This is a genomic window from Caulobacter sp. BE254, from assembly GCF_031457295.1.
Taxonomy (GTDB): domain Bacteria; phylum Pseudomonadota; class Alphaproteobacteria; order Caulobacterales; family Caulobacteraceae; genus Caulobacter.
The window spans coordinates 796,833-821,383 of record NZ_JAVDWJ010000001.1 but is presented as its reverse complement, the minus strand read 5'-3'; the positions used below and the strand labels follow the sequence as shown (position 1 = coordinate 821,383).

General features: G+C 69.7%; 21 protein-coding genes and 1 pseudogene. 13 read left to right on the top strand and 9 right to left on the bottom strand.

Going from position 1 to position 24,551, the window contains the following annotated elements; genetic code table 11:
* Positions 1-21: 21 nt before the first annotated feature.
* Positions 22-777, top strand: a complete 756-nt coding sequence (locus J2X41_RS03590; RefSeq protein ID WP_310079664.1) for a squalene/phytoene synthase family protein — start codon at positions 22-24, stop codon at positions 775-777.
* Positions 778-835: 58 nt separating this feature from the next.
* Here J2X41_RS03590 and J2X41_RS03585 read toward each other — a convergent pair whose 3' ends face one another.
* Positions 836-2,923, bottom strand: a complete 2,088-nt coding sequence (locus J2X41_RS03585; RefSeq protein WP_310079662.1) for a S9 family peptidase — start codon at positions 2,921-2,923, stop codon at positions 836-838.
* 287 nt (positions 2,924-3,210) lie between these two features.
* Here J2X41_RS03585 and lpxC point away from each other — a divergent pair, with 287 nt between their 5' ends.
* From lpxC to recN, 3 genes are all read left to right on the top strand, one after another.
* Positions 3,211-4,107 (top strand): UDP-3-O-acyl-N-acetylglucosamine deacetylase, encoded by an 897-nt coding sequence (gene lpxC / locus J2X41_RS03580; protein WP_310079660.1) that lies wholly within the window; start codon positions 3,211-3,213, stop codon positions 4,105-4,107.
* 232 nt (positions 4,108-4,339) lie between these two features.
* On the top strand, positions 4,340-5,227 hold the full coding sequence (locus tag J2X41_RS03575) for an outer membrane protein assembly factor BamD (protein ID WP_310079860.1): 888 nt from the start codon (positions 4,340-4,342) through the stop codon (positions 5,225-5,227).
* 138 nt (positions 5,228-5,365) lie between these two features.
* Positions 5,366-7,075, top strand: a complete 1,710-nt coding sequence (recN, locus tag J2X41_RS03570) for a DNA repair protein RecN (protein WP_310079658.1) — start codon at positions 5,366-5,368, stop codon at positions 7,073-7,075.
* On the opposite strand, the pseudogene J2X41_RS03565 reads toward recN, so the two are convergent.
* Together J2X41_RS03565 and J2X41_RS03560 are read right to left on the bottom strand one after the other, a co-directional pair.
* Positions 7,069-7,193: pseudogene (locus J2X41_RS03565) on the bottom strand (hypothetical protein); the annotation flags it as partial. The gene recN and the pseudogene J2X41_RS03565 sit on opposite strands and share 7 nt — an antisense overlap.
* Before the next feature lie 3 nt (positions 7,194-7,196).
* Positions 7,197-8,306 carry an acyltransferase family protein gene (locus tag J2X41_RS03560; RefSeq protein ID WP_404979871.1) on the bottom strand — a complete coding sequence of 370 codons (1,110 nt, stop codon included), beginning with the start codon at positions 8,304-8,306 and terminating at the stop codon, positions 7,197-7,199.
* Positions 8,307-9,291: 985 nt separating this feature from the next.
* Here J2X41_RS03560 and ligA point away from each other — a divergent pair.
* The 3 genes from ligA (at position 9,292) to J2X41_RS03545 (ending at position 12,952) form a co-directional block, all read left to right on the top strand.
* Positions 9,292-11,640 (top strand): NAD-dependent DNA ligase LigA, encoded by a 2,349-nt coding sequence (gene ligA / locus J2X41_RS03555; RefSeq protein WP_310079654.1) that lies wholly within the window; start codon positions 9,292-9,294, stop codon positions 11,638-11,640.
* 198 nt (positions 11,641-11,838) lie between these two features.
* On the top strand, positions 11,839-12,444 hold the full coding sequence (locus J2X41_RS03550) for a 3'-5' exonuclease (RefSeq protein ID WP_310079652.1): 606 nt from the start codon (positions 11,839-11,841) through the stop codon (positions 12,442-12,444).
* 94 nt (positions 12,445-12,538) lie between these two features.
* Entirely contained in the window at positions 12,539-12,952 is a 414-nt protein-coding gene (locus J2X41_RS03545) for a DUF2147 domain-containing protein (RefSeq protein ID WP_310079650.1), read from the top strand.
* 44 nt (positions 12,953-12,996) lie between these two features.
* On the opposite strand, the gene J2X41_RS03540 is transcribed toward J2X41_RS03545, so the two are convergent.
* From J2X41_RS03540 to J2X41_RS03530, 3 genes are read right to left on the bottom strand one after another with little or no spacing between them, the layout of a single operon-like run.
* Complete coding sequence (locus J2X41_RS03540) at positions 12,997-13,800, bottom strand: RNA methyltransferase (RefSeq protein ID WP_310079649.1); 804 nt, start codon at positions 13,798-13,800, stop codon at positions 12,997-12,999.
* 5 nt (positions 13,801-13,805) lie between these two features.
* Positions 13,806-14,708: a class I SAM-dependent methyltransferase gene (locus J2X41_RS03535; protein WP_310079648.1), complete on the bottom strand. Its 903-nt coding sequence runs from the start codon at positions 14,706-14,708 to the stop codon at positions 13,806-13,808.
* A gap of 18 nt (positions 14,709-14,726) precedes the next feature.
* Entirely contained in the window at positions 14,727-16,094 is a 1,368-nt protein-coding gene (locus J2X41_RS03530; RefSeq protein ID WP_310079646.1) for a glycosyltransferase, read from the bottom strand.
* A gap of 255 nt (positions 16,095-16,349) precedes the next feature.
* Between J2X41_RS03530 and J2X41_RS03525 the strand changes: the two genes are divergently transcribed.
* From J2X41_RS03525 to J2X41_RS03510, 4 genes are read left to right on the top strand one after another with little or no spacing between them, the layout of a single operon-like run.
* A complete protein-coding gene (locus J2X41_RS03525; protein WP_310079644.1) occupies positions 16,350-16,985 on the top strand; it encodes a TetR/AcrR family transcriptional regulator in 636 nt (211 codons plus the stop codon).
* Positions 16,986-16,990: 5 nt separating this feature from the next.
* Positions 16,991-17,803 carry an ABC transporter substrate-binding protein gene (locus J2X41_RS03520; RefSeq protein ID WP_310079642.1) on the top strand — a complete coding sequence of 271 codons (813 nt, stop codon included), beginning with the start codon at positions 16,991-16,993 and terminating at the stop codon, positions 17,801-17,803.
* Complete coding sequence (locus tag J2X41_RS03515) at positions 17,746-18,786, top strand: iron ABC transporter permease (protein WP_310079859.1); 1,041 nt, start codon at positions 17,746-17,748, stop codon at positions 18,784-18,786. The genes J2X41_RS03520 and J2X41_RS03515 overlap by 58 nt, the downstream gene beginning before the upstream one ends.
* The gene (locus J2X41_RS03510; protein ID WP_310079639.1) at positions 18,783-19,565 is read left to right on the top strand and encodes an ABC transporter ATP-binding protein; all 783 of its coding nucleotides are present in this window, start codon (positions 18,783-18,785) and stop codon (positions 19,563-19,565) included. Before J2X41_RS03515 ends, J2X41_RS03510 begins: the two co-directional genes overlap by 4 nt.
* Here J2X41_RS03510 and J2X41_RS03505 read toward each other — a convergent pair.
* Positions 19,562-21,727, bottom strand: a complete 2,166-nt coding sequence (locus tag J2X41_RS03505) for a lytic transglycosylase domain-containing protein (RefSeq protein WP_310079638.1) — start codon at positions 21,725-21,727, stop codon at positions 19,562-19,564. The two genes, J2X41_RS03510 and J2X41_RS03505, sit on opposite strands and share 4 nt — an antisense overlap.
* A 264-nt stretch (positions 21,728-21,991) precedes the next feature.
* Here J2X41_RS03505 and dapA point away from each other — a divergent pair, with 264 nt between their 5' ends.
* Positions 21,992-22,876 (top strand): 4-hydroxy-tetrahydrodipicolinate synthase, encoded by an 885-nt coding sequence (gene dapA / locus J2X41_RS03500; protein WP_310079637.1) that lies wholly within the window; start codon positions 21,992-21,994, stop codon positions 22,874-22,876.
* Complete coding sequence (gene smpB / locus J2X41_RS03495; protein ID WP_028041248.1) at positions 22,876-23,334, top strand: SsrA-binding protein SmpB; 459 nt, start codon at positions 22,876-22,878, stop codon at positions 23,332-23,334. Before dapA ends, smpB begins: the two co-directional genes overlap by 1 nt.
* Positions 23,335-23,357: 23 nt before the next feature.
* Here smpB and J2X41_RS03490 read toward each other — a convergent pair whose 3' ends face one another.
* Complete coding sequence (locus J2X41_RS03490; RefSeq protein ID WP_310079636.1) at positions 23,358-23,825, bottom strand: RidA family protein; 468 nt, start codon at positions 23,823-23,825, stop codon at positions 23,358-23,360.
* A gap of 13 nt (positions 23,826-23,838) precedes the next feature.
* The gene (locus tag J2X41_RS03485) at positions 23,839-24,510 is read right to left on the bottom strand and encodes a spermidine synthase (protein ID WP_310079634.1); all 672 of its coding nucleotides are present in this window, start codon (positions 24,508-24,510) and stop codon (positions 23,839-23,841) included.
* Positions 24,511-24,551 lie beyond the last annotated feature (41 nt).

Genomic DNA, 24,551 nt, shown 5'->3' with positions numbered 1-24,551 from the left:
GGCGGCGCATAAGCCGCGCCCATGACGACCCCGAAGACCACGCTGGACACCGCCCACCGCAATGAGGCGCCGGACACGGACCTGGACGCCCTGGTGCGCCGCGTCGATCCCGACCGCTGGCTGGCCAGCCGGTTCATCGCCGATCCCAAGGCCCGGACCGACGTGATCGCGCTGTACGCCTTCAACTACGAGCTGGCCCGGGTGGCCGGCGGGGTCAGCAACGCCCTGATGGGCGAGATCCGCCTGACCTGGTGGCGAGAGGCCATGGAGGAGATCGCCGCCGGCCAGCCGCCGCGCCGCCACCCCACGGTCGAGGCCGTGGCCGCCGCCGGCTATCCCCTAAGCGCCCTGGCCGAGATGGCGGAGGCCCGGATGGCCGATCTCGATGCCGCGCCGTTCGAGACCGAGGCCGAGGTCCTGGCCTATGTCGACGCCACGGCCGGGGCGACGGCGATGCTGGCCGCCTGGCGGCTGGATCCCAAGGCCGATCCCCACGCGGTGCAGGACGCCGCCCGGGCCTACGGGCTGGCGGGGCTGTGGCGGTTGGGGCGGGCGGGGGTCCAGCGGCTGCCAACGGACTGGTCGCAGGCCGACGTCCGCCGGCGGGTGGGGGAGGCGCGGGCCAAGGCGAACCTGGCGCTCAAGGCGTTGCCGGTGGCCGCATTCCCCGCCGCCGTCCCGGCGGCCCTGGCAACGGCCCAGACCGGCGGGCGCGAACTGGGCGAGCTGGAAAAGCGCCTGCGTCTGACCTGGGCGGTGGCGACCGGGCGGGTCTGATATCGAGTTGGAACGGTCGGGGACAGGCGCATGCGCCTGTCCCCATTCGTGGCTGACCCTAGTTCCCGCTCTTGGTCCACTGGTCCAGCCACTTCAGGACCTCGTCGTGCCATTGCACCGAGTTCTGGGCCTTCAGCACCCAGTGGTTCTCGTTGGGGAAATACAGCAGCTTGCTGGGCACCCCCTTGCGCTGCAGGGCGGTGAACGTGCCGATGCCTTCCTCGAGCGGCACGCGGAAGTCCTGGCCCCCCTGGACCACCAGTTCGGGCACGCTCCACTGGTCCACATGGTCGGCCGGGTTGAACTTGGAATAGGTCGTGCCGGCCTGGTAGGGCGGGCCGCCGTTCTCCCATTCGCTGAACCACAGCTCCTCGGTCGAATAGCCCATGAACCGGCTGTCGAAGATGCCGTCGTGGTCGACCAGGCACTTCCAGGGCTCCTTCCACTGGCTGGCGATCCAGTTGATCATGAAGCCGCCGTATGAGCCGCCCAGGGCGCAGGCGCGGTCCTTGTCCAGGAAGCCGTACTTGCCGGTGGCGAAGGCCCAGCCCTTCTGCAGGTCCTCCAGCGGACGGTCGCCCCAGTGCTGGCTGATCGCGTCGGTGAAGGCCTGGCCGTAGCCGGTCGAGCCGTGGAAATCGATCATCACCACCGCATAGCCGGCGCCAGCGTAGGTCTGGGCGTTCCAGCGGTAGTGGAAGAGGTTGCCGAACGAGCCCTGCGGGCCGCCGTGGATCAGGAAGGCGACCGGATATTTCTTGGCCGGATCGAAATTGGCCGGCTTGACCACGTAGCCGTGGACGGTCTCGCCGTTCCAGCCGGGGAAGCTGAACTGCTCGGGCTCGCCCATGGCGACGTCCTTCAGCGCTTCGGCGTTGTTGTTGGTCAGTCTGACGGGCGTCTCGCCCTTCTTGACCGTCGACTGGGCGTAGAGCTGGGCCGGGCCTTTCAAGTTGTCCTGGGCGTAGACGATCGATTGCGGGCCGACGCTGAAGCCGCTGACATGGCCTTCGCCGGTCAGGGCCGTGACCTTGCCGGTCTTGACGTCGACGGCGAACAGCTTGGTCTGGCCGACGTCCTCGGCGGTCGTGTAGATCGTCTTGCCGTCGGCGCTCCAGGCGATCGACTGGGCCGAACGGTCCCAGGCGGGGCTCAGTTCCCGGACCTTGTCGCCTTCGCGGATCATGATGGCGAAGCGGTCGGCCTCGAAGCCAGGGCGCTTCATGGCCAGCCAGGCCTCCGTCTTGCCGTCGGGCGAGACGCCGGGCTGGGCGTCCCAGGCCTTGTTGGCGCCGGTCGTGTTCTGCGGCTTGGCCGAACCGTCCAGCGGCGCGCGCCACAGGTCGTAATTGGTGCTCCACGATTCCTCGCGGTCGGCCGGCTTGGCCGAGAACACCACCGCCTTGCCGTCCGGCGTGATGGCGAAATCCTCGTCGCCGCCGAACGGCTTGGTCGGCGTGTCGCCGTTGAAGCCGTTCATCAGCGCCACCGGCGCGCCGGTGGCCACGCCGGTTTCGTCCAGCTTCAGGGCGTAGAGGTGATTCTGCGTTCCGTCCGCCCAGGTGTCCCAGTGGCGGATGAACAGCTTGTCGTAGACGACGCCGGTGGTCTTCCGCCCGCCCTTGGCGGCCAGCCTGTCCTTGGTGCACTCCAGCGTGTCGCAGTCGGGGAACACGGCCTGGGCGATGACGATGGTCTTGCCGTCGGGCGCGATCTTGAAGGCGCCGACGTCGAACGGGGCCTTGGTCACCTGGACGGCGGTCTCGCCGGCCGCGTCGGTGCGATAGACTTGGTCCAGGCCGCCGGTCCGTCCCGAGACGAAGTACAGGGCCTTGCCGTCGGGCGACCAGCGGGGGCTGCTGGCGCCGCCATCCGAGACCGCCAGCCGGCGCGGGGCCATCCTGGCCTTCAGGTCGGCGATCCACAGCGACATCGAGGCCTTGTTGGCCGCGTAGTCCATCGTCCGTACGCTGTAGGCCACGAAGCGGCCGTCCGGCGATACGCGCGGATCGCTAATCCGCTCCAGCTGCACCATGTCCTTGGCGGTGAAGCCGCGGGTCTCGGCGGCGACGGCGGCGGGCGCTACGGCGAAGGCGGCGACGGACAGGGAGAAGGCGGAAGCGGCTAGGCGCAAGGTCTTGGTCATCGAAGCGGTATCCACGAGGCGTTGTCGCCGGAAAGAGGCTGGAGCCTAGCGACGACATGCCAGCGAAGCCAGAGGAAGGGCAAGATCGCCCCTTGAGTCTCCAAGCTTCGCAATGCGACGAAAAAATGACCGTCAAGCGTCCAAAAAAGCCGTCAAAAACAATCGGCTAGGAGGGTAACAATCGGAAACAGGACTTGCTTTGCCGCGACGCAGCATTTTCCCTAGATGTTAGACGGGGCGAGAAGGCGGTCGATGAACCGCCCCGCTGGTCAAGGTAAGGGTCTCACGTGTCGGCTTCGGCCTATTTTCAGCATACGGTCGCCGGACCGGTCATCTTCGCCGGGGTGGGTCTGCACACCGGCTCGCACGTGCGGGTCGCCGTGCGCCCGGCCCCGGTCGACGCCGGCGTCGTCTTCGTGCGCACCGATGTCCACGACCGGGACAACCGCGTGCCGGTCGGGCCGGACGCCGTCTGCCAGACCCAGCTGGGCACCGTCATCAACAACGCCGCCGACGTGCGCGTCTCGACCATCGAGCACCTGATGGCCGCCCTGGCCGCCCTGGCCATCGACAACTGCGTGGTCGAGCTGGACGGTCCGGAAGTGCCGATCATGGACGGCTCGTCCGAGCCCTTCGTGCAGATCCTGGACCGCGCCGGCCGCCGCAAGCAGGAAGCCGCCCGCCGCTACATCGAGATTCTCAAGACCGTGACGGTCGAGGAGGGCGACAAGCGCGCCAGCCTGTCGCCGTCGGACCGCTTCGAGGTGGCCTTCGAAATCGCCTTCGCCAGCAAGGCCATCGGCCGCCAGCGCGTCGACCTGACCGTCGACGAGGAATCGTTCCGCGCCGAGCTGTCCGACTGCCGCACCTTCGGCTTCGTCCGCGACGTCGAGGCCCTGCGCGCCATCGGCTTGGCCCGCGGCGGCACGATGGAGAACGCCGTGGTCATCGACGGCGACCGGGTGCTCAACCCCGAGGGCCTGCGCCGTCCCGACGAGTTCGTGCGCCACAAGGCGCTGGACGCGGTGGGCGACCTCTATGTGCTGGGCGCGCCGATCATCGGCCGCTTCGAGGGCGTCCTGGCCGGCCACGGCCTGAACAACGCCGTCGTCCGGGCCCTGATGGCCAACCCGTCCGCCTGGCGGATGCGCGCCCATTCGGTGGAATTGGCTCAGGCCGTCTGACGATCCGATACCCAGGCGCAGCTCTTCGACCTGATTTGGTCAAAAAGCCGATGTCTGTAGGGTTTGGGCGGATTCCCCGGGGGATGCGTCTTGGGGCGTATCCTCGTCACGGCTCGGCTTCCATTTGCGCCCGCATCGGCGTGGTGTAGAAGCCTTGCACGGCGCAGGGGCGCACGTTTGCTTCGAGGGTGAAAAGTCCGTGCTTCGTAATATCTCGGGACGCAAGGTGGCCATGGTCGCGACCGCCGTGCTGGTCGCCCTGTCGGTCTCCGCCTGCGCCGGCAAGCGCAAGAAGCCGAGCCTGGCCTACGAAGAGCGCCCGGTGGAGTTGCTCTATTCGACCGGCGCCAACCGCCTGGACCGCGGCAGCTGGAACGAGGCCGTCGACTATTTCCGCGAGGTCGAGCGCCAGCACCCTTATTCGGAATGGTCGCGCCGCTCGATCCTGATGACCGGCTACGCCCACTACATGGGCAACCAGTACAACGAGGCGATCTCGGACGCCGACCGCTTCATCGGCCTGTACCCGGGCAATCCGTCGGCCTCGTACGCCTACTACCTGAAGGCCGTCTGCTATTTCGAGCAGATCGTCGACGTCAACCGCGACCAGGCCGCCACCGAGCAGGCCATGGCCGCCCTGCGCGACGTCGTCCAGCGCTACCCCAACTCGGAATACGCCCAGGACGCCCGGCTGAAGATCGACATGGTCAGCGACCAGCTGGCCGGCAAGGAAATGACCATCGGGCGCTACTATCTGCGCAACGGCCAGACCCTGGCCGCCATCGGCCGGTTCCGCACCGTGGTCGACCGCCACCAGACCACCTCGCACGCCCCCGAGGCCCTCTACCGCCTGGTCGAGAGCTACCTGACCCTGGGCCTGCTGGACGAGGCCAAGCGCAACGGCGCGGTGCTGGGCTACAACTTCCCGGGCGATCCCTGGTACGCCGAGGCCTACAAGCTGCTCACCAACAACGGTCTCAAGCCCGCCGTCGAGCCGCTGAAGGCCGGCAACAAGAAGAACTTCCTCGACCGCCTGATCCACGACAAGGACGACACCCTGGCCCCGCCGGGCGCGGCCAAGAAGAAAAAGGGCGGCCTTAAGGGCGTCCTGGGCATGTAGGCGCAAACGTCCGATTTTGACGGGCCGATCCTCCAGGATCGGCCCGTTTTTCGTTTCGGAAGGTCCTTCGATGGCGACGAGAACAGCCCGGGAACGAGGCCCCTTTGAAAAATGCTGATTCCCGGCGATCCTAGGCCCATGCTGATCGGCCTTTCCATCCGCGACGTCGTGCTCATCGAAAGCCTGGACCTGGCCATCGGCCCGGGCCTGACCGCGCTTACCGGCGAGACCGGGGCGGGCAAGTCGATCATCCTGGACGCCCTGGGCCTGGCGACGGGCGCGCGGGCCGACGCGGGGCTCGTTCGTCGAGGGGCCGCCGGCCACGCCAGCGCCACGGCCATCTTCGCCCTGCCGGCCGACCACGCCGCCTTCGCCTATCTGGACGACAAGGGTCTGGACTACGCCCGCGACGAGGACCTGGTCTTGCGCCGCCAGCTGTCCCCCGACGGCCGCAGCCGCGCCTTCGTCAACGACCAGGCCACCAGCGTCGGGGTGCTCAAGGACCTGGGCGCCCTGCTGCTGGAGGTCCATGGCCAGCACGAGACCGTCGGCCTGCTGGACGTGCGCACCCACCGCACCCTGCTGGACGCCTTCGGGGCGGTCAGGGTCGGCGCCGTCGCCTCGGCCTGGAGCGCCTGGCGCGCCGCCCGCGAGAAGGCCGCGGCCCTGCGCGACCTGGCCGACCGCGCCGCCGCCGAGACCGAGGAACTGACCTTGCGCCTGTCGGAGCTGGACCGCCTGGACCCGCGCGAGGGCGAGGAGACGGCCCTGGCCGAGGAGCGGGCCCTGCTGGGCTCGGCCGAGAAGGCCCTGGCCGACATCGCCGCCGCCAGCGAAGCCCTGGGCGGCGACGCCCTGTCGGGCAAGCTGGCCAGCGCCTTCCGCGCTCTTGAGAGAGCGCGGGATCGCGCCATCCAGGCCGGCGCGCCGGCCGATGGTCCGGCCGTCACCAAGCTGGCCGCCGCCTGCGAGGCGGTCGACCGCGCCCTGGTCGAGGCCCAGGAGGCCGCCGCCGCTATCGACGCCGCCGCCGAGGGTTTCGAGTTCGAACCCGACCGGCTGGAGAAGGCCGAGGAGCGATTGTTCGCCTTGCGCGGCATGGCCCGCAAGCTGAACGTCGCCGTCGAGCTGCTGCCCGACAAGCGCGCCGAGTTCGCCGCCCAGCTGCAGGCCATCGAGTCCTCGGCCGAGGCGCTGACTGCCGCCGAGCGGGAGGCCGCCGACGCCCGCGCCGCCTATCTGTTCGCCGCCCAGGCCCTGTCGGCCGAGCGCCGCGCCGCCGGCGATCGCCTGACCGCCGCCGTCGAGGCTGAGCTGGCGCCGCTGAAGTTGGAAAAGGCCCGGTTCCGGGTCGCCGTCGAGCCGCTGGACGAGGACCGGGCCGGCCCGACCGGCGCCGACCGCGTGGCCTTCGAGATCTCGACCAATCCCGGCGCGCCGTTCGGGCCGATGGAGGCCATCGCCTCGGGCGGCGAGCTGGCCCGCTTCGCCCTGGCCCTGAAGGCGGCCCTGGCGGGGCGCGAGGGGCCCCAACCGCTGATGATCTTCGACGAAGTCGACCAGGGCGTCGGCGGGGCCGTGGCCGACGCGGTGGGCCTGCGCCTCAAGCGCCTGGCCGATGGTTCGAGCGGGAAGGGCGCGCAAGTGCTGGTGGTCACCCACTCGGCCCAGGTCGCCGCCCGGGCCGACGCCCACTGGCGGATCTCCAAGTCGGGCGACGACAGGTCGATCCGCACGCGGGTTGAGCCGCTGTCGGCCGCCGAGCGGCAGGAGGAGATCGCCCGCATGCTGTCCGGCGCCGAGGTCACCGAGGCGGCGCGGGCCGCGGCCAAGGCGCTGATCGGCTGAGGTCCTGCGTCCTTCGAGGCCCGCTGCGCGGGCGCCTCAGGATGAGGAACTCAGTGCAAAGGTTGTCCTCATCCTGAGGTGCGAGCCGTAGGCGAGCCTCGAAGGATGCTGGGCGCCGCCGTCAAGCCAGCGCCGGCTCGGCCTTGGGCGCCACGTCCTTGCGCGACCAGCCCTTGATCCAGGCCTGCAGCGGCGTGTCGACGAAGCGCTCGAACAGCCAGGCGGCGATGACGCAGGCGGGCAGGGCCATGGCCCAGGCCGTCCACAGCAGTGGACCGTCGAGCCCCAGCTTGTTCGTCGCGGCGCGCAGCAGGCCGAACCAGACCACGGCGACCAGCTGGTTGGTCAGGAACAGCGAGAACGACAGGCGGCCGGCCAGGCCGGCCCAGCCCCAGCCCTTGGCGCCCGAAGCGCCGGCGGCGTAGATCAGCAGGGCCAGCAGGGCCAGGCTGGCATGGTCGAAGCGGCCGAAGACCTGCAGGGCCACGACGCCGACGCCGGCCGCGATGGCCAGGCCGTCGGCCCAGCGGGACGAAATCGCCGTCGGCAAGCGGGCGACCAGCATGCCCAGGGTGAACAGCGGGATCCCGCGCACCAGGCCGAACCGCAGCGGCAGCTGGTGGCCCGGGATGCCGGTCACGGCCTTGGCGGCATAGTCCACGGCCAGGAAGATCGCCACGCCGATCAGCAGGGTGGTCCAGGGCGAGCGGATCCTGGCGGTCGCCCGCCAGGCGGCCGGGAAGCCGGCGTAGCAGACGATCAGGGCCGACAGGGTCCAGGTCGGCATGTTCCAGCCCGACGGGCCGGGCACGAACCAGGCCTGCATCAGGAAGACCTGCGGCAGCAGTTGGGGCCACTGGAACCACTGCGGGTTCTGCGGGGCCAGGCCGACGGCGCCGGTCCCCAGGACGAAGGCGACGAACAGCGCCAGCATCACCAGGTGGGCGGGCCAGATGCGCAGGATGCGGCGCTTGAGGAACTCGCCGGTGGTGACGTCGTGGCCGAGCAGACGCGGTCCGTAGGTGCGGGCCAGGACATAGCCCGACAGCATCAGGAAGAAGTCGGTGGCCAGGTAGCCGCGGCCTAGGGCCGGGTGGATCGCGAACAGCGACACCGGGGCCCTCTCGGCCACGTGATAGAGCACGATGAACAGCGCGGCCACGAACCGCAGCAGATCCAGGGCGCCGCCTCGGGACAGGCCGATGTTCCGGCCTGGACCGTTCTGGGACATCGCGGCGGTCTGGGACATGGGGAAAGGGCTCCTTTGGCTGACGGCAGCAAGAGCTGGGCCAGTGTGGGGCTGCAGGATCAGCGGGGACGCGCACTCACGGCAAGGCGCCAGCTAGGTTGCAGGGCGCTTGGGGTGAGTACGTGTCCCCAACGGACCCGCTGAGTTTGGTGTTGAGGTCCCATGACGCCGTGGGTGGCGTTGGGGACATGCACTCACCCAGGGGCCGCGGGTCGCTTGGCAAGGCCGTGCCGTGAGTGCACGTCCCCGGCTTGCGCTCAGCGTTCAGCTAATAAAGTTTCAGGATTTCAACGCCCTGAACTTTCTCGACCCGATTTGATCCCCACCCTTCCAGACCGCCGTATCCTGTCCTCACCTCGTCGCGGGGAAAGGGCGCATGGCCAGCGACCGATGCGGCGGCGGGGGGCGATCGAGCGGGACTGGGCTGGAGGGGGTTACTTCAGCGTGTCCGGGGCCTTCCATCGTTGGGGAGCCCGCCCGCCGTCGGCGTCGAACGGGGATAAAGCGCGAGTATGCCCATAGGCCCGCGCCCCCGGCGTCCGGTTTCTCCCGAAAGGGATCGAGACCGGGTCCGGCTAAGCCTCAACAGGGCTGCCCACCGGACGCTGGCGGAAAACGACCGCGCGGAGCGATCGGCTTCGTCGAAACGGTAACAAACTTAAAGAACTCCGGACGATGTCCGGCGCTCCGCGTCCCTTTCCATATGCTCAGCGGCCAGCCGCATGAGGCGGCGAAGCCGTGCCAATCAGATCCTCCCCCTGTGGGGGAGGTGTCGGCGCAGCCGACGGTGGGGGTAGTGATCGGCAGGCGGCCACAACCCGGATCGACACCCCCAAAACTCCCCCCACCGATCGCTGCGCGATCGCCTCCCCCACGGGGGAGGGGCGCACGATCCGACACAAGACATCTCCCCCGATCCCCCGCCCCCCGCTAGTCTGCCCCCGTTCTCCAGCCTCCGGATTCGCCCGTGTCCCAGATCGCCGTCGCCGACCTCACCAAGGACCAAGCCGACGCCGAGTTGGCTTGGCTGGCCGACGAACTGGCGGCGCACGACCTGCGCTATCACCAGCAGGACGCGCCGACGATCAGCGACGCCGAGTACGACGCCCTCAAGCGCCGCAACCTCGACATCGAGGCCCGATTTCCCGAGTTGATCCGCGAGAACTCGCCGTCGATGCGGGTGGGGGCGGCGCGGGCCGAGCAGTTCTCGGCGGTCGAGCACGGCGTGCCGATGCTGAGCCTGGACAACGCCTTCTCCAACGACGAGGCGACCGAGTTCGACGCTCGTATCCGCCGCTTCCTGCGGCTGACGACCGAGCCGGTGTTCTACACCGCCGAGCCGAAGATCGACGGCCTGTCGGCCTCGCTGCGCTACGAGAAAGGCGTGCTGGTCCAGGGCGCGACCCGGGGCGACGGCAAGGTGGGCGAGGACGTCACCGCCAATCTGCGCACCCTGGCCGACATCCCCCACCGCCTGAAGGGCTCCGGCTGGCCGGACGTCATCGAGATCCGCGGCGAGGTCTATGTCGAGCTGGAGGCCTTCGCCGCCTTCAACGCCGCCGCCCTGGAGGCCGGTCAGCGCACCTACGCCAACCCCCGCAACTTCGCCGCCGGCTCGCTGCGCCAGATCGACCCGAAGATCAGCGCCCAGCGGCCGCTGCGGTTCTTCGCCTATGCCTGGGGCCTGGTCAGCGGACCGTTCGCGGCCGGCCAGTGGGAGGCGCTGGAAAAGCTCCACGACTGGGGCTTCGTCACCACCGCCCCGCCGGCCCGGCGCGTCCAGGACGCCCAGGGGCTGCTGGACGCCTATGCCGAATTCGAGGTCCTGCGGCCCAAGCTGCCGTTCGACATCGACGGCGTGGTCTACAAGGTCGACGATCTGGAGCAGCAGCGCCGCCTGGGCTTCGTGTCGCGCTCGCCCCGCTGGGCCATCGCCCGCAAGTTCCCGGCCCAGCAGGCCCGCACGATCCTGGAGGCCATCGACCTGCAGGTGGGGCGCACCGGCGCGATCACCCCGGTGGCGCGGCTGAAGCCCGTGACGGTCGGCGGGGTCTCGGTGACCAACGCCACCCTGCACAACGCCGACGAGATCGAGCGCCTGGACGTCCGTGTCGGCGATACCGTGGTGATCCAGCGCGCTGGCGACGTCATCCCGCAGATCGTCCAAGTGGCCCTGGATGAGCGGCCCAGCCCCCCGCCGAAACCCTATCAATTTCCCCACGAATGCCCGTGCCCGTTGAAGACGCCGCTGGCCCGCGAGGTCAACGCCTCGGGGACCGAGTCGGTGGTCCGCCGCTGCACCGGCGAATTCGCCTGTCCGTTCCAGCGCATCGAGCACCTTCGCCACTTCGTCTCCCGCCGCGCCTTCGACATCGAGGGCCTGGGCGAAAAGCAGCTGGCCGCCTTCTTCGAGGCCGGGTGGATCAAGGAGCCGGCCGACATCTTCAAGCTGGCCCGCGACGAAGAGAAGCTGGCCGAGCTTCGGACGCGGGACGGCTATGGTGAAACGTCGGTCGCCAACCTGGTCAAGGGCATCGAGGCGCGGCGGACCATCGGCCTGGATCGGGTGATCTACGGCCTGGGCATGCGCGACATCGGCGAGACCACCTCGACGGTCCTGGCCCGCAATTTCAACCGTTTCGAGGACCTTCAGGCCGCCGCCGAGCGGGCGGCGGGGCAGCTGCCGGGCGCGGTCTATCTGGAGCTGGCCGGCGCGGCTGGGGTCGGTCCCAAGGCCCGCGACGAGCTGGCCGAGGCGGGCAAGGGCGGGCTGAAGGCCGATCCGTGGCCGGAGGCCGACAGCCTGGAGGTCAAGATCGGCCACGCTGTGCCCAAGCTGAACAAGCCTGCCCGGGCGGCCCTGGCCGAACGCTATGGCGACTGGGATGGTTTCGCCCGGGCCTTGGCCGAGGCCGGGCAGGGCGCGCCGGGCGAGGACTACCTGCAGCTGGCGGCCATCGACGGGATCGGTCCGGTGGCGGCCCAGTCGATCGCCCGCTTCTTCGCCGAGGAACACAATCGGGAGAAGGTGGCCAACCTGATCGCCGAGCTGGACATCCAGCCGGTGGCCAAGCCCAAGACCGACACCGCGGTGGCTGGCAAGACCATCGTCTTCACCGGCGCGCTGGAGAAAATGACCCGCGACGAGGCCAAGGCCCAGGCCGAGGCCCTGGGCGCCAAGGTCGCCTCGTCGGTCTCGAAAAAGACCGACCTGGTGGTGGCCGGCCCCGGGGCGGGCTCGAAGCTGAAGACCGCGACCGAACTGGGCGTCGAGGTGATGACCGAGGACGAGTGGCTGGCCATGGTGGGAAGCTAGGGATGAGCGCTCCAGGTGAAACCCACCTCACGGTTGTCATCCCGGAAAGCGCGCAGCGCTTGTCCGGGATCCAGGTGAACCGCACCGCATCAGCCCAGTCCCCTGCGTCCCGGACAGCCTCTGCGAGACTTCCGGGATGACAACCTATTTTCAGACTGTTCGGCCTCAAGGTCGTCCGACTTCCAGGGCAAGAACCTGATGCCTGTCGTCGCCATCGACTTCGAGACGGCCAACGAGCAGCGCTCCAGCCCCTGCGCCATCGGCCTGGCCTGGATCGAGGACGGGCGGATCACGCAGGTCGAGCACCACTACATCCGTCCGGCCGAGATGCGGTTCTCGGGCTGGAACGTCGCCGTCCACGGCATCCGGCCGGCCGATGTGGAGGACGCCGACGAATTTCCGGCCGTGCTGTCGCGCCTCCAGGACCGGCTCGAGCGGGCGACGGTGATCGCCCACAACGCCGCGTTCGACATCAGCGTGATGCGCCGCACCTGCGAGTTCTACGGCCTGGCCTTCCCGTGTTTCGACTACCTCTGCACCGTGCAGGTGGCCAAGAACACCTGGCCGCGGCTGCCGTCGGCCAAGCTGAACGCGGTCTGCGACTTCCTGGGCGTCGACTTCAAGCACCACGACGCGGCCCAGGACGCCTATGCCTGCGGCAGCGTCGCCCTGGCGGCCGTCGAGGCGGTGGGCGTATCGCATGTCCGCGAGCTGCCGGGCAAGCTGGGCATGGTCGCCGGCCGGCTGACCGCGACCGGCTACACGACCTGTTCGAGCTCGGGCCTGAAGCGACGTGCGGTCTAGTTCGGCTAGCCTTGTTCGAACTTGGCCATCAATTCATGGCCGGTTTAGCCGAACGCGCGTTAGAAAGGGGCGACAACTCCGGGAGAAAACGCCAATGAAACTGCCCATCCTCGCCGCCGCCCTGACCCTCGTCGCTGCTCCGGTCTTCGCCCAGGACGTCACGGGCCTGTGGCAGACCCAGACCAACGGCGGCCAGGTCGAGATCAGCCGCTGCGGCAACAGCCTGTGCGGCAAGCTGGTCAGCTCGGACCACATCAGGAGCGACCCGTCGGTCAAGGACGAGAAGAACAAGGACGCGTCCTTGCGCAACCGGCCGCTGAAGAACATGCAGATGCTGTACGATTTCACCGGCGGGCCGACCAAGTGGACCGGCGGCAAGGTCTACAACGCCGCCGACGGCGGCACCTATTCGGGGACGATCACCCTGCTCTCGGCCAACGAGCTGAAGCTGAAGGGCTGCATCGTGGCCCCGCTGTGCAAGACCGAGAAGTGGACGCGGATCAAGTAGGCCATGGTGCGGGGACGGGCCTAAGAGCCTGTCCTGGACTTCGTCTAACCCGTCACCGTGTAGATCATGATCCCTGTCGCCACCGACAGGTTCAGGCTGTCGGCCCGACCGCGCATCGGGATCTTGACGTTGACGTCGCAGGCGGCGGCCAGTTCCGGCGGCAGGCCCTGCTGCTCGTTGCCCATCAGGATCAGCGAGGGCTTCACGTAGTCGGCGCTTTTGTGGTCGACCGTCGCGGTCAGCAGGGTGCCGACCACCGAGCCCGGCCAGGACTCGCGCCAGGCCAGGAACTCGGCCACCGAGGCCTTGGCGATCTTGACCGCGAAGATCGAGCCCATGGTCGCCCGAACCCCTTCGACCGAGTAAGGGTCCACGCAGTCGCCGACCAGGATCACCCCGCCGCAGCCGGCGGCGTCGGCCGTGCGGATCACCGTGCCCAGGTTGCCAGGATCGCGCACGGCCTGCATGGCCACCCAACACGGGGCGCTCTCCGCCACGATGGCCGACAAGGGCGTGTAGACCTGCTTGAAGACACCGACCACGGCCTGGGGATTGTCGCGCCGCGAAACCTTTTCGAGGATCTCACGATTGACCTCGATCACCTCGCCGCCGGCCTTGAGGCAGGCCTGGCTGGCCTTCTGCAGCATCGGATGGTCGGCGGCGTCGCGACCGTACATCAGGATCTTGGGCGCGTGGCCGCAGTCGATCGCCTCGATGACGATCTTCAAGCCCTCGGCCAGGAACAGGCCGCTGTCCTCGCGCTCCTTGCGCATGTGCAGGGCGCGGACGGCCTTGACGGTGGCGTTCGACAGCGAGGTGACGGTCTTCGGTGCGTGGGGGGCGTTCATCGCGATCACCTTTCCGAAGCCCAGCGGGCGAAGAACGACAGGCCGATCTGGCGGTCGCCCTTCTCCTCGACCAGCGACAGCTCGCCCCAGTCGATGACCCCGTCGCGTCCCTTCAGCTCCTGGGCCAGCAGGCCCGACATCGCCGCGCCCGAAACCCGGGCGGCATAGGCGTTCATCAGTAGGAACGAAGCGTCAGGCGCCAGGATCTGGGCGCAGTTGGCGGTCAGCTCGGCCAGGTCCTCGAACAGGCGCCAGACCTCGCCGTCGGCCCCGCGGCCGAACTTCGGCGGGTCTAGGATGATGCCGTCATATTGCGAGCCGCGGCGCACTTCGCGGGCTACGAAGCGGCGCGCGTCCTCGACGATCCAGCGGATCGGCTTGTCGGCCAGGCCGGCGAAGGCGGCGTTCTCGCGGGCGAAGCCGACCGACTTCTTGCTGGCGTCCACATGGGTGACCGCAGCGCCGGCGGCGGCGCAGACCAGGCTGGCGACGCCGGTATAGCCGAACAGGTTTAGCACCTTGGGCTGGCGGCCCTTGAAGGCGCGGACCCGGGCGTCCTGCCACGCCCAGTTGGCGGCCTGTTCGGGGAAGAAGGCCAGGTGGCGGAACGGGGTGAACTGGCCATGGAACTTGGTCTCGCCCCAGGCCAGGTCGAACTTCTCCAGCGGCTTGCCCTTGAAGCGCCAGCGGCCGGCCTCGTCCTCGTCCGACGGATCGAAGACGGCGTCGGCGTTGTCCCAGACCTTCTGGTCCAGGCGCGGGGCCCAGAAGCACTGCGGCTCGGGCCGCACCACGGTGTAGCGGCCGTAGCGCTCCAGCTTCCTGCCATGGCCGCTGTCGAGCAGGGCGTAGTCGGCCCAGCCGGTGGTGCGCATGACGAGCGGGGCGGTGGCGATGGTCGGAGTCATGTCCCCGCCAATACGCGCTCAGGGCAAGGCCCGTCCAGTCCGCGCCAGCAGGCGAGGCAGCGACCGGTTCGCGGAACGGGGCGTATGCGGGGTCTTGTCCCAGTGGAACGGCGCGACGACGAACTGCCAAAGCGCCTTGGCCGCCGCGACGCTCTGGAGCGGCCAATAGAAGATCGCGCCCAGTAGGGGGAGGGGGCGTTGCCGATGCCCGGCCCGTCGTTGGGCTTGAGCTCCGGCGAGCGCGATACAGGTCCAGCCGAAGAACACCAGCATCCAGTCCATGGCCGGCACGGCGGGCAACAGGTCGACCGTCGACCCAGCCCACTGCAGCAGGAGCCAGGCGAACAGAGGGCCGTGCAGATGGGACGAGGCCAGGGGCAAGGCCAGGGTCAGGACGAACGCGACGGCCCCTCGCGGGGTTCGCACGACGGGCCCTCGAGCGTGAACGGCCAAGGTCTGGAGGTGCCCCTTGATCCAGCGCGCCCGTTGCGGCGTCCAGACCCTCAAGGTGGCGGGCGAGGTCTCGAGGGTAGGCTGGCTGATGACATCCAGCCGATAGCCCTCCGCGGCCAGGCGAAAGCCAATGTCGGCGTCCTCGGTGACGTTGTACGGATCCCAGCCGCCGACGGCGCGCAGGGCCTCGGCGCGGAAGTGGTTGCTGGTGCCGCCGAGCGGGAAAGGCAGGCCCCAGCGGGCCAGGGCCGGCAGGAAGACCTCGAACAGCACGGCGTATTCGAGGGCGAACTGGTCGGGCAGGAAGCGCGGGTCGGGCTCGATCCGCAAGGGCGCCTGCAGGCAGGCCAGGTTCGCGTCGGCCTGGGCGAAGCGCGCGGCGGCTTCGCGCAATTGGCCGGGATGCGGCGCATCCTCGGCGTCGTAGATGACGACCAGGTCGCCATGCGCCCGTTCCAGGGCCACGTTGCAGGCGCGTGGCTTGGTCTGCGGCGAGCCGGGCGGCGCGACCAGCACCTGGAAGCCGGCTGGAAGGTCCGGGGCCGCGAAGGCGGCCTGGGTCTCATGGTCGTTGGCTTCCAGGGCGATCAGCACCTGAAGGCGGTCGCGCGGATAGTCCAGCCGTGTGAGATTGGCCACCAGCTCCGCCGCCACCGACGCCTCGCGATAGAGCGGCACGATGATCGTATAGCCGGGCAGGGCTTCGTCGGGCAGCGACGCCGCGGCGATCGGCCGGCGCGGCGTGAAGGCGGCGACCAGCTTGACGGCCGAGTGGCCCATGAAACCGACGAAGAACAGCAGGTGAAAGCCTTCCAGCGTCGCCCGAGTCTGGAAGGTCGCCAGAAGGAGCAGGAGGGTCAGCAAGACCGCCAACCCGATCAATTGGCCACGCGACAGGCGGCGATGAGCGCCGTCGGGCAAGGCCGCGGCCACCGGTTCGCTCCTGGGCGCCTCGATCCAATCCCTGTCGACCGGTTTGTTCCCAAACACGCGTCGCCGCTGGTCTCTTTCTTCTCGCGCCATTGCCCCCGCCGCGAACAATCGGATCCAGCGAGCAGATAGCGAATCTTCAACCTTGAAGTGTCAAACAGAAAAACACGTGTTTTGGGGAAATCCTCGGGAGTTGCGACGCATGGGTGATTCCCGTTTAGTGTCGGGTTCGGGGACGAGGTAGGGGAAAGCCAAATCGTGACGGTCGCGCTGAAGAAGCCGCACAAGTCGGCCCGCAAGCCTAAAGGCGACGGCCATTTGCGTCGCGGAGAGATCCTGGCCGCGGCCGAAAGGATCTTCATCGCCGAAGGCTATGCGGGGGCGACGATCCGCAAGATCGCCGACGCCGTGGGCGTCTCCTCGACCGCCCTCTACATGCACTTCCGCGACAAGGACCAGATCCTGCTGGAGATCAGCGACGACGCGATCGGCCAGCTTCTGGCCGTGAACGTCGACATCGCCCATCGGCCGATCGACGCCGTGGCGCGGGTGCGGCTTATGCTCGAGGCTTACATGAAGTTCGCGCTCGACAATCCCAACACCTATCAATTGGTGTTTTGCGGTTCGCGCGACGTGATCTCCAAGGAGAAGCAGGCCGCCACCGCCGAACTGGGCGATCGCTGCTTCGCCGAGTTCAGCGGTCCGATCCACGAGATCGCCGCCGCCGGCCGTCTGCGCACCGGCTCCGGCGAGAGCGCCGCCCAAGTGTTGTGGGCCGCTTGCCATGGCCTGGTGGCCCTGCTGATCACCCTGCCCGACCGCAATTGGGCTCCGCGCGAGGAGCTGATGAAGGTCACGCTGGACGGGCTGCTGCACGGTCTGGTGACGGACTGACACCCATGCGCGCCGCTTTGCTCGCCGGCCTCGCCGTCGGCCTAGCGGTGATCGCGACGCCCGCCGTCGCCCAGACCAGCTCCCAGCGGGTGATGTCGCTGGACTCCTGCGCCGACCAGTATGTCCTGGCCCTGGCGGCGCGCGAGACCATTGTCGGCGTCTCGCCGCGCGCCGCCGCGCCGGATTCCTTCCTTCGCGTCAAGGCGATCGACCTGCCGAAACGGCGGACGACGCTGGAGGCGGTGCTGGGCGCGCGCCCGAATGTCGTGGTGCGCCAATGGGGCGGCGACGCCCGTCTGACGGCCGCCCTGGCACGGCGCGGCGTGCGCACGATCAGCCTGGGTGACGCCACCGATTTTGACGGCGTGCGCGCCAATGTCCGCCAGGTGGCCCACGCCTTGAATCGCGGTCCGTCGGGCGAGGCCCTGCTGGCGCGCATGGACGCCGACCTGGCGCGTTCGGCCGGTGCAGGCCAGGGGCGGGCCGCCTTCTACCTGACGCCAGGCGGCTATACGGCCGGTCCCAGCACCATGATCGATGCCATGCTGCGGGCGGCGGGCTTCACCAACGCCGCGGCCCAGCCCTATTTCTCCCCCGCGCCGCTGGAGAGCCTGGTGCTGAAGCCGCCGAAGGCGGTGGTGCTGGGCTTCTTCGACCTGACCCGGGCCGGGGCCGACCGGTGGGGGCCGGGACGTCACGCGGCGCTGCGCCAGGCGACACGGGGGCGAGTGGTCGCCTCGCTGCCGGGGGCCATGCTGGGCTGCTCGGCCTGGTTCGCCGCCGATGGGGCGCGGGTGCTGGCGGAGGCGGCGCGATGAGCCCGCGTCGTCTGGAACTGGGTCTGCTGCTGGTCCTGGTCGCGGCGGCGATGGTGGCCATCGGCCTGGGCGAGAGCTCGCTGAACGCGGCGCAGTACCATCAGGCCTTGACCGACCTTGGATCCCCGCCGGCCGAGGTGCTGTGGGCCATCCGGTTGCCGCGGGTGCTGATGGCCTCCCTGGTCGGGGCGGGCCTGGGCCTGGCGGGCGCGACGATGCAGGGCCTGCTGCGCAATCCGCTGGCCGAGCCCGGGGTGCTGGGCGTCTCGGCCACGGCGGGCCTGGGCGCGTCCCTGGCCATCGCCGGCGGTCTGGCGGCCTTCCCGGGCGCGATCGAGCTGGCGGCCCTGGCTGGGGCCTTGGCCGCCGGCGCGGTGGTCGTCGGCCTGGCGGCGCGGTTTCGCGAGCCCGAGGTGCTGATCCTGTTCGGGGTGGCGTTGTCCGCCTTCGCCGGCGCCCTGACGGCCCTGGTCTTCAACCTGTCGCCGTCGCCGGTCGCCATCGCCGAGGTGCTGGCCTGGCTGATGGGTTCGGTCGAGAACCGCGACTTCACCGACATCCTGCGGGGGGCGGGGCCGATGGCGGTCGGGGCGGGGCTCTGCCTCTACGCCGCCAAGGGCCTGCGGATGCTGACCCTGGGCGAGGAGGCGGCCCAGATGTCCGGCCTGCCGATGGCGCGGCTGCGGGTGGCGGCGGTGGCGGGCTCGGCCTTGCTCGCGGGGGCGTCGGTCGCGGCGGCGGGGGTGATCGGCTTCGTCGGCCTGGCCGCGCCGCACCTGGTGCGGACCGCCGTGCGCGACGATCCGGGCCGGCTGCTGCGGCCCTCGGCTCTGGCGGGAGCGGTGCTGCTGGTCGCCGCCGATCTCGCCGCCCGCCTGATCCCGACCGAGCAGGAACTGAAGCTGGGCGTCGTCACGGCCCTGTTCGGCGCGCCCGTCTTCGCCTTGTTGGCCTGGCGCGCGGCGCGGAGCTGGCGGTCGTGACCGCGGCCTGGACCATCGCGGACGCCAGGGCCCGGCGCGGCAAGGCTCTGGTGTTGGACGGCGCGGCCCTGAGCGTCGCGCCGGGCGAGGTGCTGGGCGTGGTCGGCCCCAACGGCGCGGGCAAGACCAGCCTGCTACGGGCGGGTCTGGGGCTGATGCCGCTGGAGACGGGGCAGGCGCGGCTGGCCGGACGTCCGGTCGTCGGACTGGACCCCGTCGAGCGGGCGCGCCTGGTCGGCTACCTGCCGCAGGAACGCCGTCTGGCCTGGAACCTGCCGGCCCTTGAGGTCGCCGCTTTCGGCGCGCCGGACCTGCCGTCCAGCCAAGCCCTGGCCATCGCCCGAGAACGCCTGGACCGGGTGGGCGTGGCCGATCTGGTCCAGCGCGGCGTGCTTGACATGTCGGGGGGCGAGCGGGCCCGGGTGCTGCTGGCCCGCCTGCTGGCGACGCGCGCGCCGCTGCTGGTCGCCGACGAGCCGGTCGCGGGGCTGGATCCCGACGCTCAACTCCTGACGCTCGATCTGCTGCGCGCCGAGGCGGCCGGTGGGGCCGCCGTGGTCGTCACCCTGCACGACCTGGGCCTGGCGGCGCGGTGCTGCGATCGAATCCTGGTGCTGGACCACGGCCGCGTGGCGGCGGAAGGCGCGCCGGTCGAGGCATTGTCGCCGACCGTTCTGGCCGAGGTGTTCCGGCTGGACGGCGCTCTGGTCGAGACGCCGGCGGGTCTGATCGTGGCGGCGCGACGGGCCTCGTCCTCTCCCGCGAAAAGGTCGGTTTAGCGCGTTCCTGGCACGTAGCCGCCTTGCGGGATCGCCGTCGTGCTTCCCCCGATCGGCGGCAGGCCGCTCGGCGTCGCGCTCGTCGGACCCGCATAGCTGTAGCCCCCGCGCTTGAGGTCGCTCGACAGGGTCAACGGGGCCACGCCGCCGTTCAGGCGGGCGCGGTAGACCATCGTCGTCTCGATGGTCCGCATCACGTAGTTGCGGGTCTCGGAGAACGGGATGCACTCGATGAAGTCCAGCGGATCGGTAGTCGCGCCGCGCGGGTCGCCGCATAGCGAAACCCAGGCGGCCGGCCGGCCGGGGCCGGCGTTATAGGCGGCGGCGGCCATGATGTACGAGCCGCTGAAGTTGCTGACCATGCTGCCCAGATAGGTCGAGCCCAGGCGCATGTTGTAGAACGGGTCCGACAGCCGATCGACGCTATGGCTCTCGCCCAGCTGCCGCGCGACGATGGCGGCGGTGGCCGGCATCAACTGCATCATGCCGCGCGCCCCGGGGGCGGAGCGGGCGTTGGGGTCGAAATTGCTTTCCTGGCGCGAGATCGAATAGACGAAGGCCGTCTCTGCAGCGCCTGGTCCCGGGGTGAACAGATGGTCAAGCAGCGGGTAGCCGCGCTCGGGCAGGGTGAATCCGCGCTGGGCGGCGGTGCGGACCGCACGCATGGCCAGGTCCGGATCGCCGTAGCTGCGAGCCAGATCCACCAGCAGGGCCTCTTCTTCCGCCGACGGCAGCTGGTCGTCGATGAACAGCACGAAGATCCGCACCTGGTCGCGCGCCCCGGCCGCCATCAGGGTGCGCACCGCCCGCACCAGTTCGCGGCCCTCGAAGCGGGCGCGGTCGGCCTGGGTGATCGTCGGATCCTTGTCGAGGCGGATCTCCTTGATCCCGGCCTTCTCGGCGGCGAGCTGACCGTAGAAGGTGGTGATGTAGCGCGACCCTTCGGCATAGAAGGCCTGGGCGGCGATGCCGTCGCCCTGGGCCTCGGCGGCCCGCCCCTGCCAGTAGAGGGCGCGGCCGCGGGTGATCGGCGAGGCGCCGATCTCGGCGATGCGGGCGAAGTGGGCGGCGGCGCGGTCGGCGTCCTTCAGGCGGGTGAGGGCGATCCAACCAGCGTAGAACTCGCTCTCGGCCGCGTCGGCGCCCTCCTTCAGGCGAGCGTTGGCCGCGGCGTAAGCGCCAGCGCCGTCGCCGTTCTTCAGGGCCGAGACCACCAGCTGCTTGCGCTCGCGCCAGATGGCCGAGGCCGCGTCACCGCTGGGCGGCGGGGCGGGGAACTGGGCGGCCAGCGGCAGGGCCAGGGTGTCCAGGCCCTTGCGACGCAAATAGGCTGCGCGTTCGAAGACGACGCCGGGCTGGGCCTGTTGGGCCGGCGTCAGCGCGGCGTAGAGGTCGTTGGCGTTGCTGGCGTTCGAGCGGAAGGCGATGCGCGCCTGGGCCACCGCCTGCTGGTCGTAGGGCAGCAGGGCGACCATGTCGCGGGCCGCGGGGCCTTGCGCGCCGTACAGCAGAACGTCGGCGCGGCGGACATGGTCGTCGGTCGTCAGCAGCGCGCCGAAGCGGGCCAGCATCGCGCGCTGGGCGTCGAGTTCGAACACCTGGTCGCGCCACCAGCGGCGAATAAGGCTGGTCGCATCGCTGCCGCGGCCGGCGGCCTGGTAGGCGGCGGCCAGCGACAAGGCGCCTTCCGCGGTCTGCGGGTCGCGGCCGCCGAACCAGGCGATCATCCGCTGGGCGTCGAGGCCGGAGACGGCCAGGGCCTTTTCGGCGGCGTTCTCGCGGCGCTGGGCGCGGGGCCAACCCGTCAGGTCGCGGCGCGCCTGGTCCAGTTCGAAGAAGCTCATGCTCTCGGCGCCGGCGTCGACCAGCGCCCACAGGGCGATCTTGCGCGACAGCGGATCCTGGATGCCGGACATCGCCATGCGGATGGTGGCGGGGTCACGGCTGCTGACCGCCATGCGCAGGTTGGCGGCGTCGGCCTCGGCGGGCGTGGCGTAGGTCGCGGTCGGCGGTGTGGTGATCAGGCCTTGGGGTGTCGCCGAGCCCGTATAGGGCTGCGGCGCGCGGGGCAGGTCGACGTCGTCCTGGGCAAGCGCCACCCCAAAGAGCGCCACCACCGCGGATCCGCCCAGCAACACCTTACCCAACAACCCTGACGCCAAAACGTCGTCTCCCTTCGATTCTCTGGCCCACACGGGCTGCATTCTCGCCGTTTTCCGATAGCGGCGGGGCCGATTTGCGGCGCTTGCGATCCCGGATTTGCACCTATAGACCGCTTCGCGACGGATTGACCCTTGCAGAAACGTCCCCAAATCGGTGCAGAGCGTCACGGACCGGTTGCGGGACATGGGAAGCGGGACATATTGTCCGCCCCCATCCTCAGGCCGCAACCGTCGCGGCGCGTTTCTCACGGCAAATTGCAAGTCATGGCTCATTCTCCGTTCAAGGGCGTCATTCCGGCGCTGGTCACGCCATTCCGCGACGGCGCGGTGGACGAGAAAGCCTTCGTGGCCCTGGTCGAACGTCAGATCGCCGGCGGCGTGCACGGCCTGGTGCCGGTCGGCACCACGGGCGAGACCGCCACCCTGAGCCATGACGAACACAAGCGTGTAGTCGAGCTGTGCGTGCAGACCGCCCGCGGCCGCGTGCCGGTGATCGCCGGCGCCGGTTCCAATTCGACCGCCGAGGCGATCGAGCTGGTCGCCCACGCCAAGGCCGTCGGCGCCGACGCGGCTCTGGTGGTCTCGCCCTACTACGTGCGCCCCAGCCAAGAAGGGGTCTACCAGCACTACAAGGCCATCAATGACGCGGTGCAACTGCCGGTGCTGGTCTACAACGTGCCTGGGCGCACGGGGTCGGACGTCGCCAACGAGACGCTGGAGCGGCTGTCCAAGCTGCCCAACATCGTCGGCATCAAGGACGCCACGGGAGACCTGACCCGCGCCAGCTTCCAGCGGATCATGTGCGGTCCCGACTGGGTAATGCTGTCCGGCGACGATCCCACGGCGCTCGGCTACGTCGCCCATGGCGGCCACGGCGTGATCTCGGTCACCGCCAACGTCGCGCCGGACGCCTGCGCCACCTTCGTCAATGCCTGCCTGAACGGCGAATGGGAGACCGCGCTCTACTGGCAGGATCGCCTTGTGAGGCTGCACAAGGCGCTGTTCCTCGACGCCTCGCCGTCGCCGACCAAGTTCGCCATGGCTCATCTGGGCTTGTGCGAGGCCGACGTCCGCCTGCCGATCGCCCCGTGCAGCGAGGCGGTGAAGGCTGCGATCCTGGAGGCCATGCGCGAGGCGGGTCTGGTCTGATGACCAAGCCGATCGCCGAGAACCGCCGCGCGCGGTACGACTACTTCATCGAGGAGACCTTCGAGGCCGGGCTGATGCTGACGGGCACCGAGGTGAAGTCGTTGCGCGTGGGCCGGGCCAACATCGCCGAGTCCTACGCCTCGGTGGAAGGGCGCGAGATCAAGCTGATCAACGCCGACATCCCGCCCTACGGCCACGCCAACCGCTTCAACCACGAGCCCCGTCGGCACCGGAAGCTGCTGCTGCACCGCAAGCAGATCGACAAGCTGATCGGCGCGGTGCAGCGCGACGGCCGCACCCTGATCCCGCTCAAGCTCTATTGGAACGAGAAGGGCCTGGCCAAGCTGGAGATCGGCCTGGCCAAGGGCAAGAAGAACCACGACAAGCGCGAGACCGAGGCCGCCCGCGACTGGCAGCGCGACAAGGCCCGGCTGATGAAGGGCGACCGGGGGGACTGATCGCCGAGCACCAAGCCTCGCGGCTATCGAGCTTGGACAGGCCTGGCCGCGATCAGTTCCACCTCCAGCAACAGGTCCGGACGGACAAGGTCCGCGACGCCGACCACGGTGCTGGCCGGTGGCGGAGCCTTGCCGAAGAAGTCGCCCGCCGCCTGGCGGTAGGCGGGCAAGGTGGTCTGGATGTCGACCAGGAAGCCGCGGATCTGGATCACGTCGGCGGGCTTCAGACCGCGCGCGGCCAGGGCCGTGCGCAGGTTGCGGAACACCGCCTGCGCCTGGCCTTGGGCGTCGGTCGGCGCCGCGCCATCGGGACCCTGGGCGGTCAGGCCCGATACGAAGACCAGGGCGGTGCCGGCTGGAACCTCGACGACATTGGTGAAGCGGGGGCTGGTGAACAAGCCCGCCGGATTGTCGCGAATGACGGCGTCCTGAGCCAAGGCCGGCGACGTACAAGCCGTCAGGATCGTTGCGGCTATCAACAGGGTCTTCATCACCGTTGGTTCCCTAAAGCTTCGTGGCCAGCCAGATCACATGCCGGGCGCCGCGTCCCTTGTGGGCGCGCACGCCGATCTCCTCGACCCCATAGCCCGCCCGTTTCAGTCGCGTGGTGAACGCGCTGTCGCGGGTCGAGGACCAGACTTCCAGCACACCGCCAGGCCGCAGGGCGCGCTTGGCGGCGGCCAGACCCGAGGGGCTGTAGAGGCCGTCGTTCTCCTTGCGGCTGAGGCCGCCGGGGCCGTTGTCGACATCCAGCAGGATGGCGTCGAACGCCGCTTCGCCGGCGCGGATCGGCTCGCCGACATCGCCCTGGTGGATGCTGACGCGGGGATCGTCGAGGCTGTCCCCGTGCAGGTCCGCTAGCGGCCCCCGCGCCCAGGCGACCACGCCGGGCACGAGTTCGACGACGACGATCTCCGCGTCGGGCCCGAAGGCGGCGAGGGCGGCGCGCAGGGTGAAGCCCATGCCCAGCCCGCCGATCAGCACGCGGGGCTTGAGGCGCTGGCCGACGCGCCCGAAGGCCAGGGCGGCCATCGCCTCTTCCGAGCCGCTGAGCCGGCTGTTCATCAGCTCGATGCCGCCGGTCATGATCGAGAACTCGGTCCCACGCCGCATCAGCCGCAGGTCTTCACCGTCGCCGGGCACCTGGGCCGTGTCGAGATGCTGCCAGGGGATCATGGGAACGCGTTCCGATGGGAAGGGGACAAATGTCCCTCCCT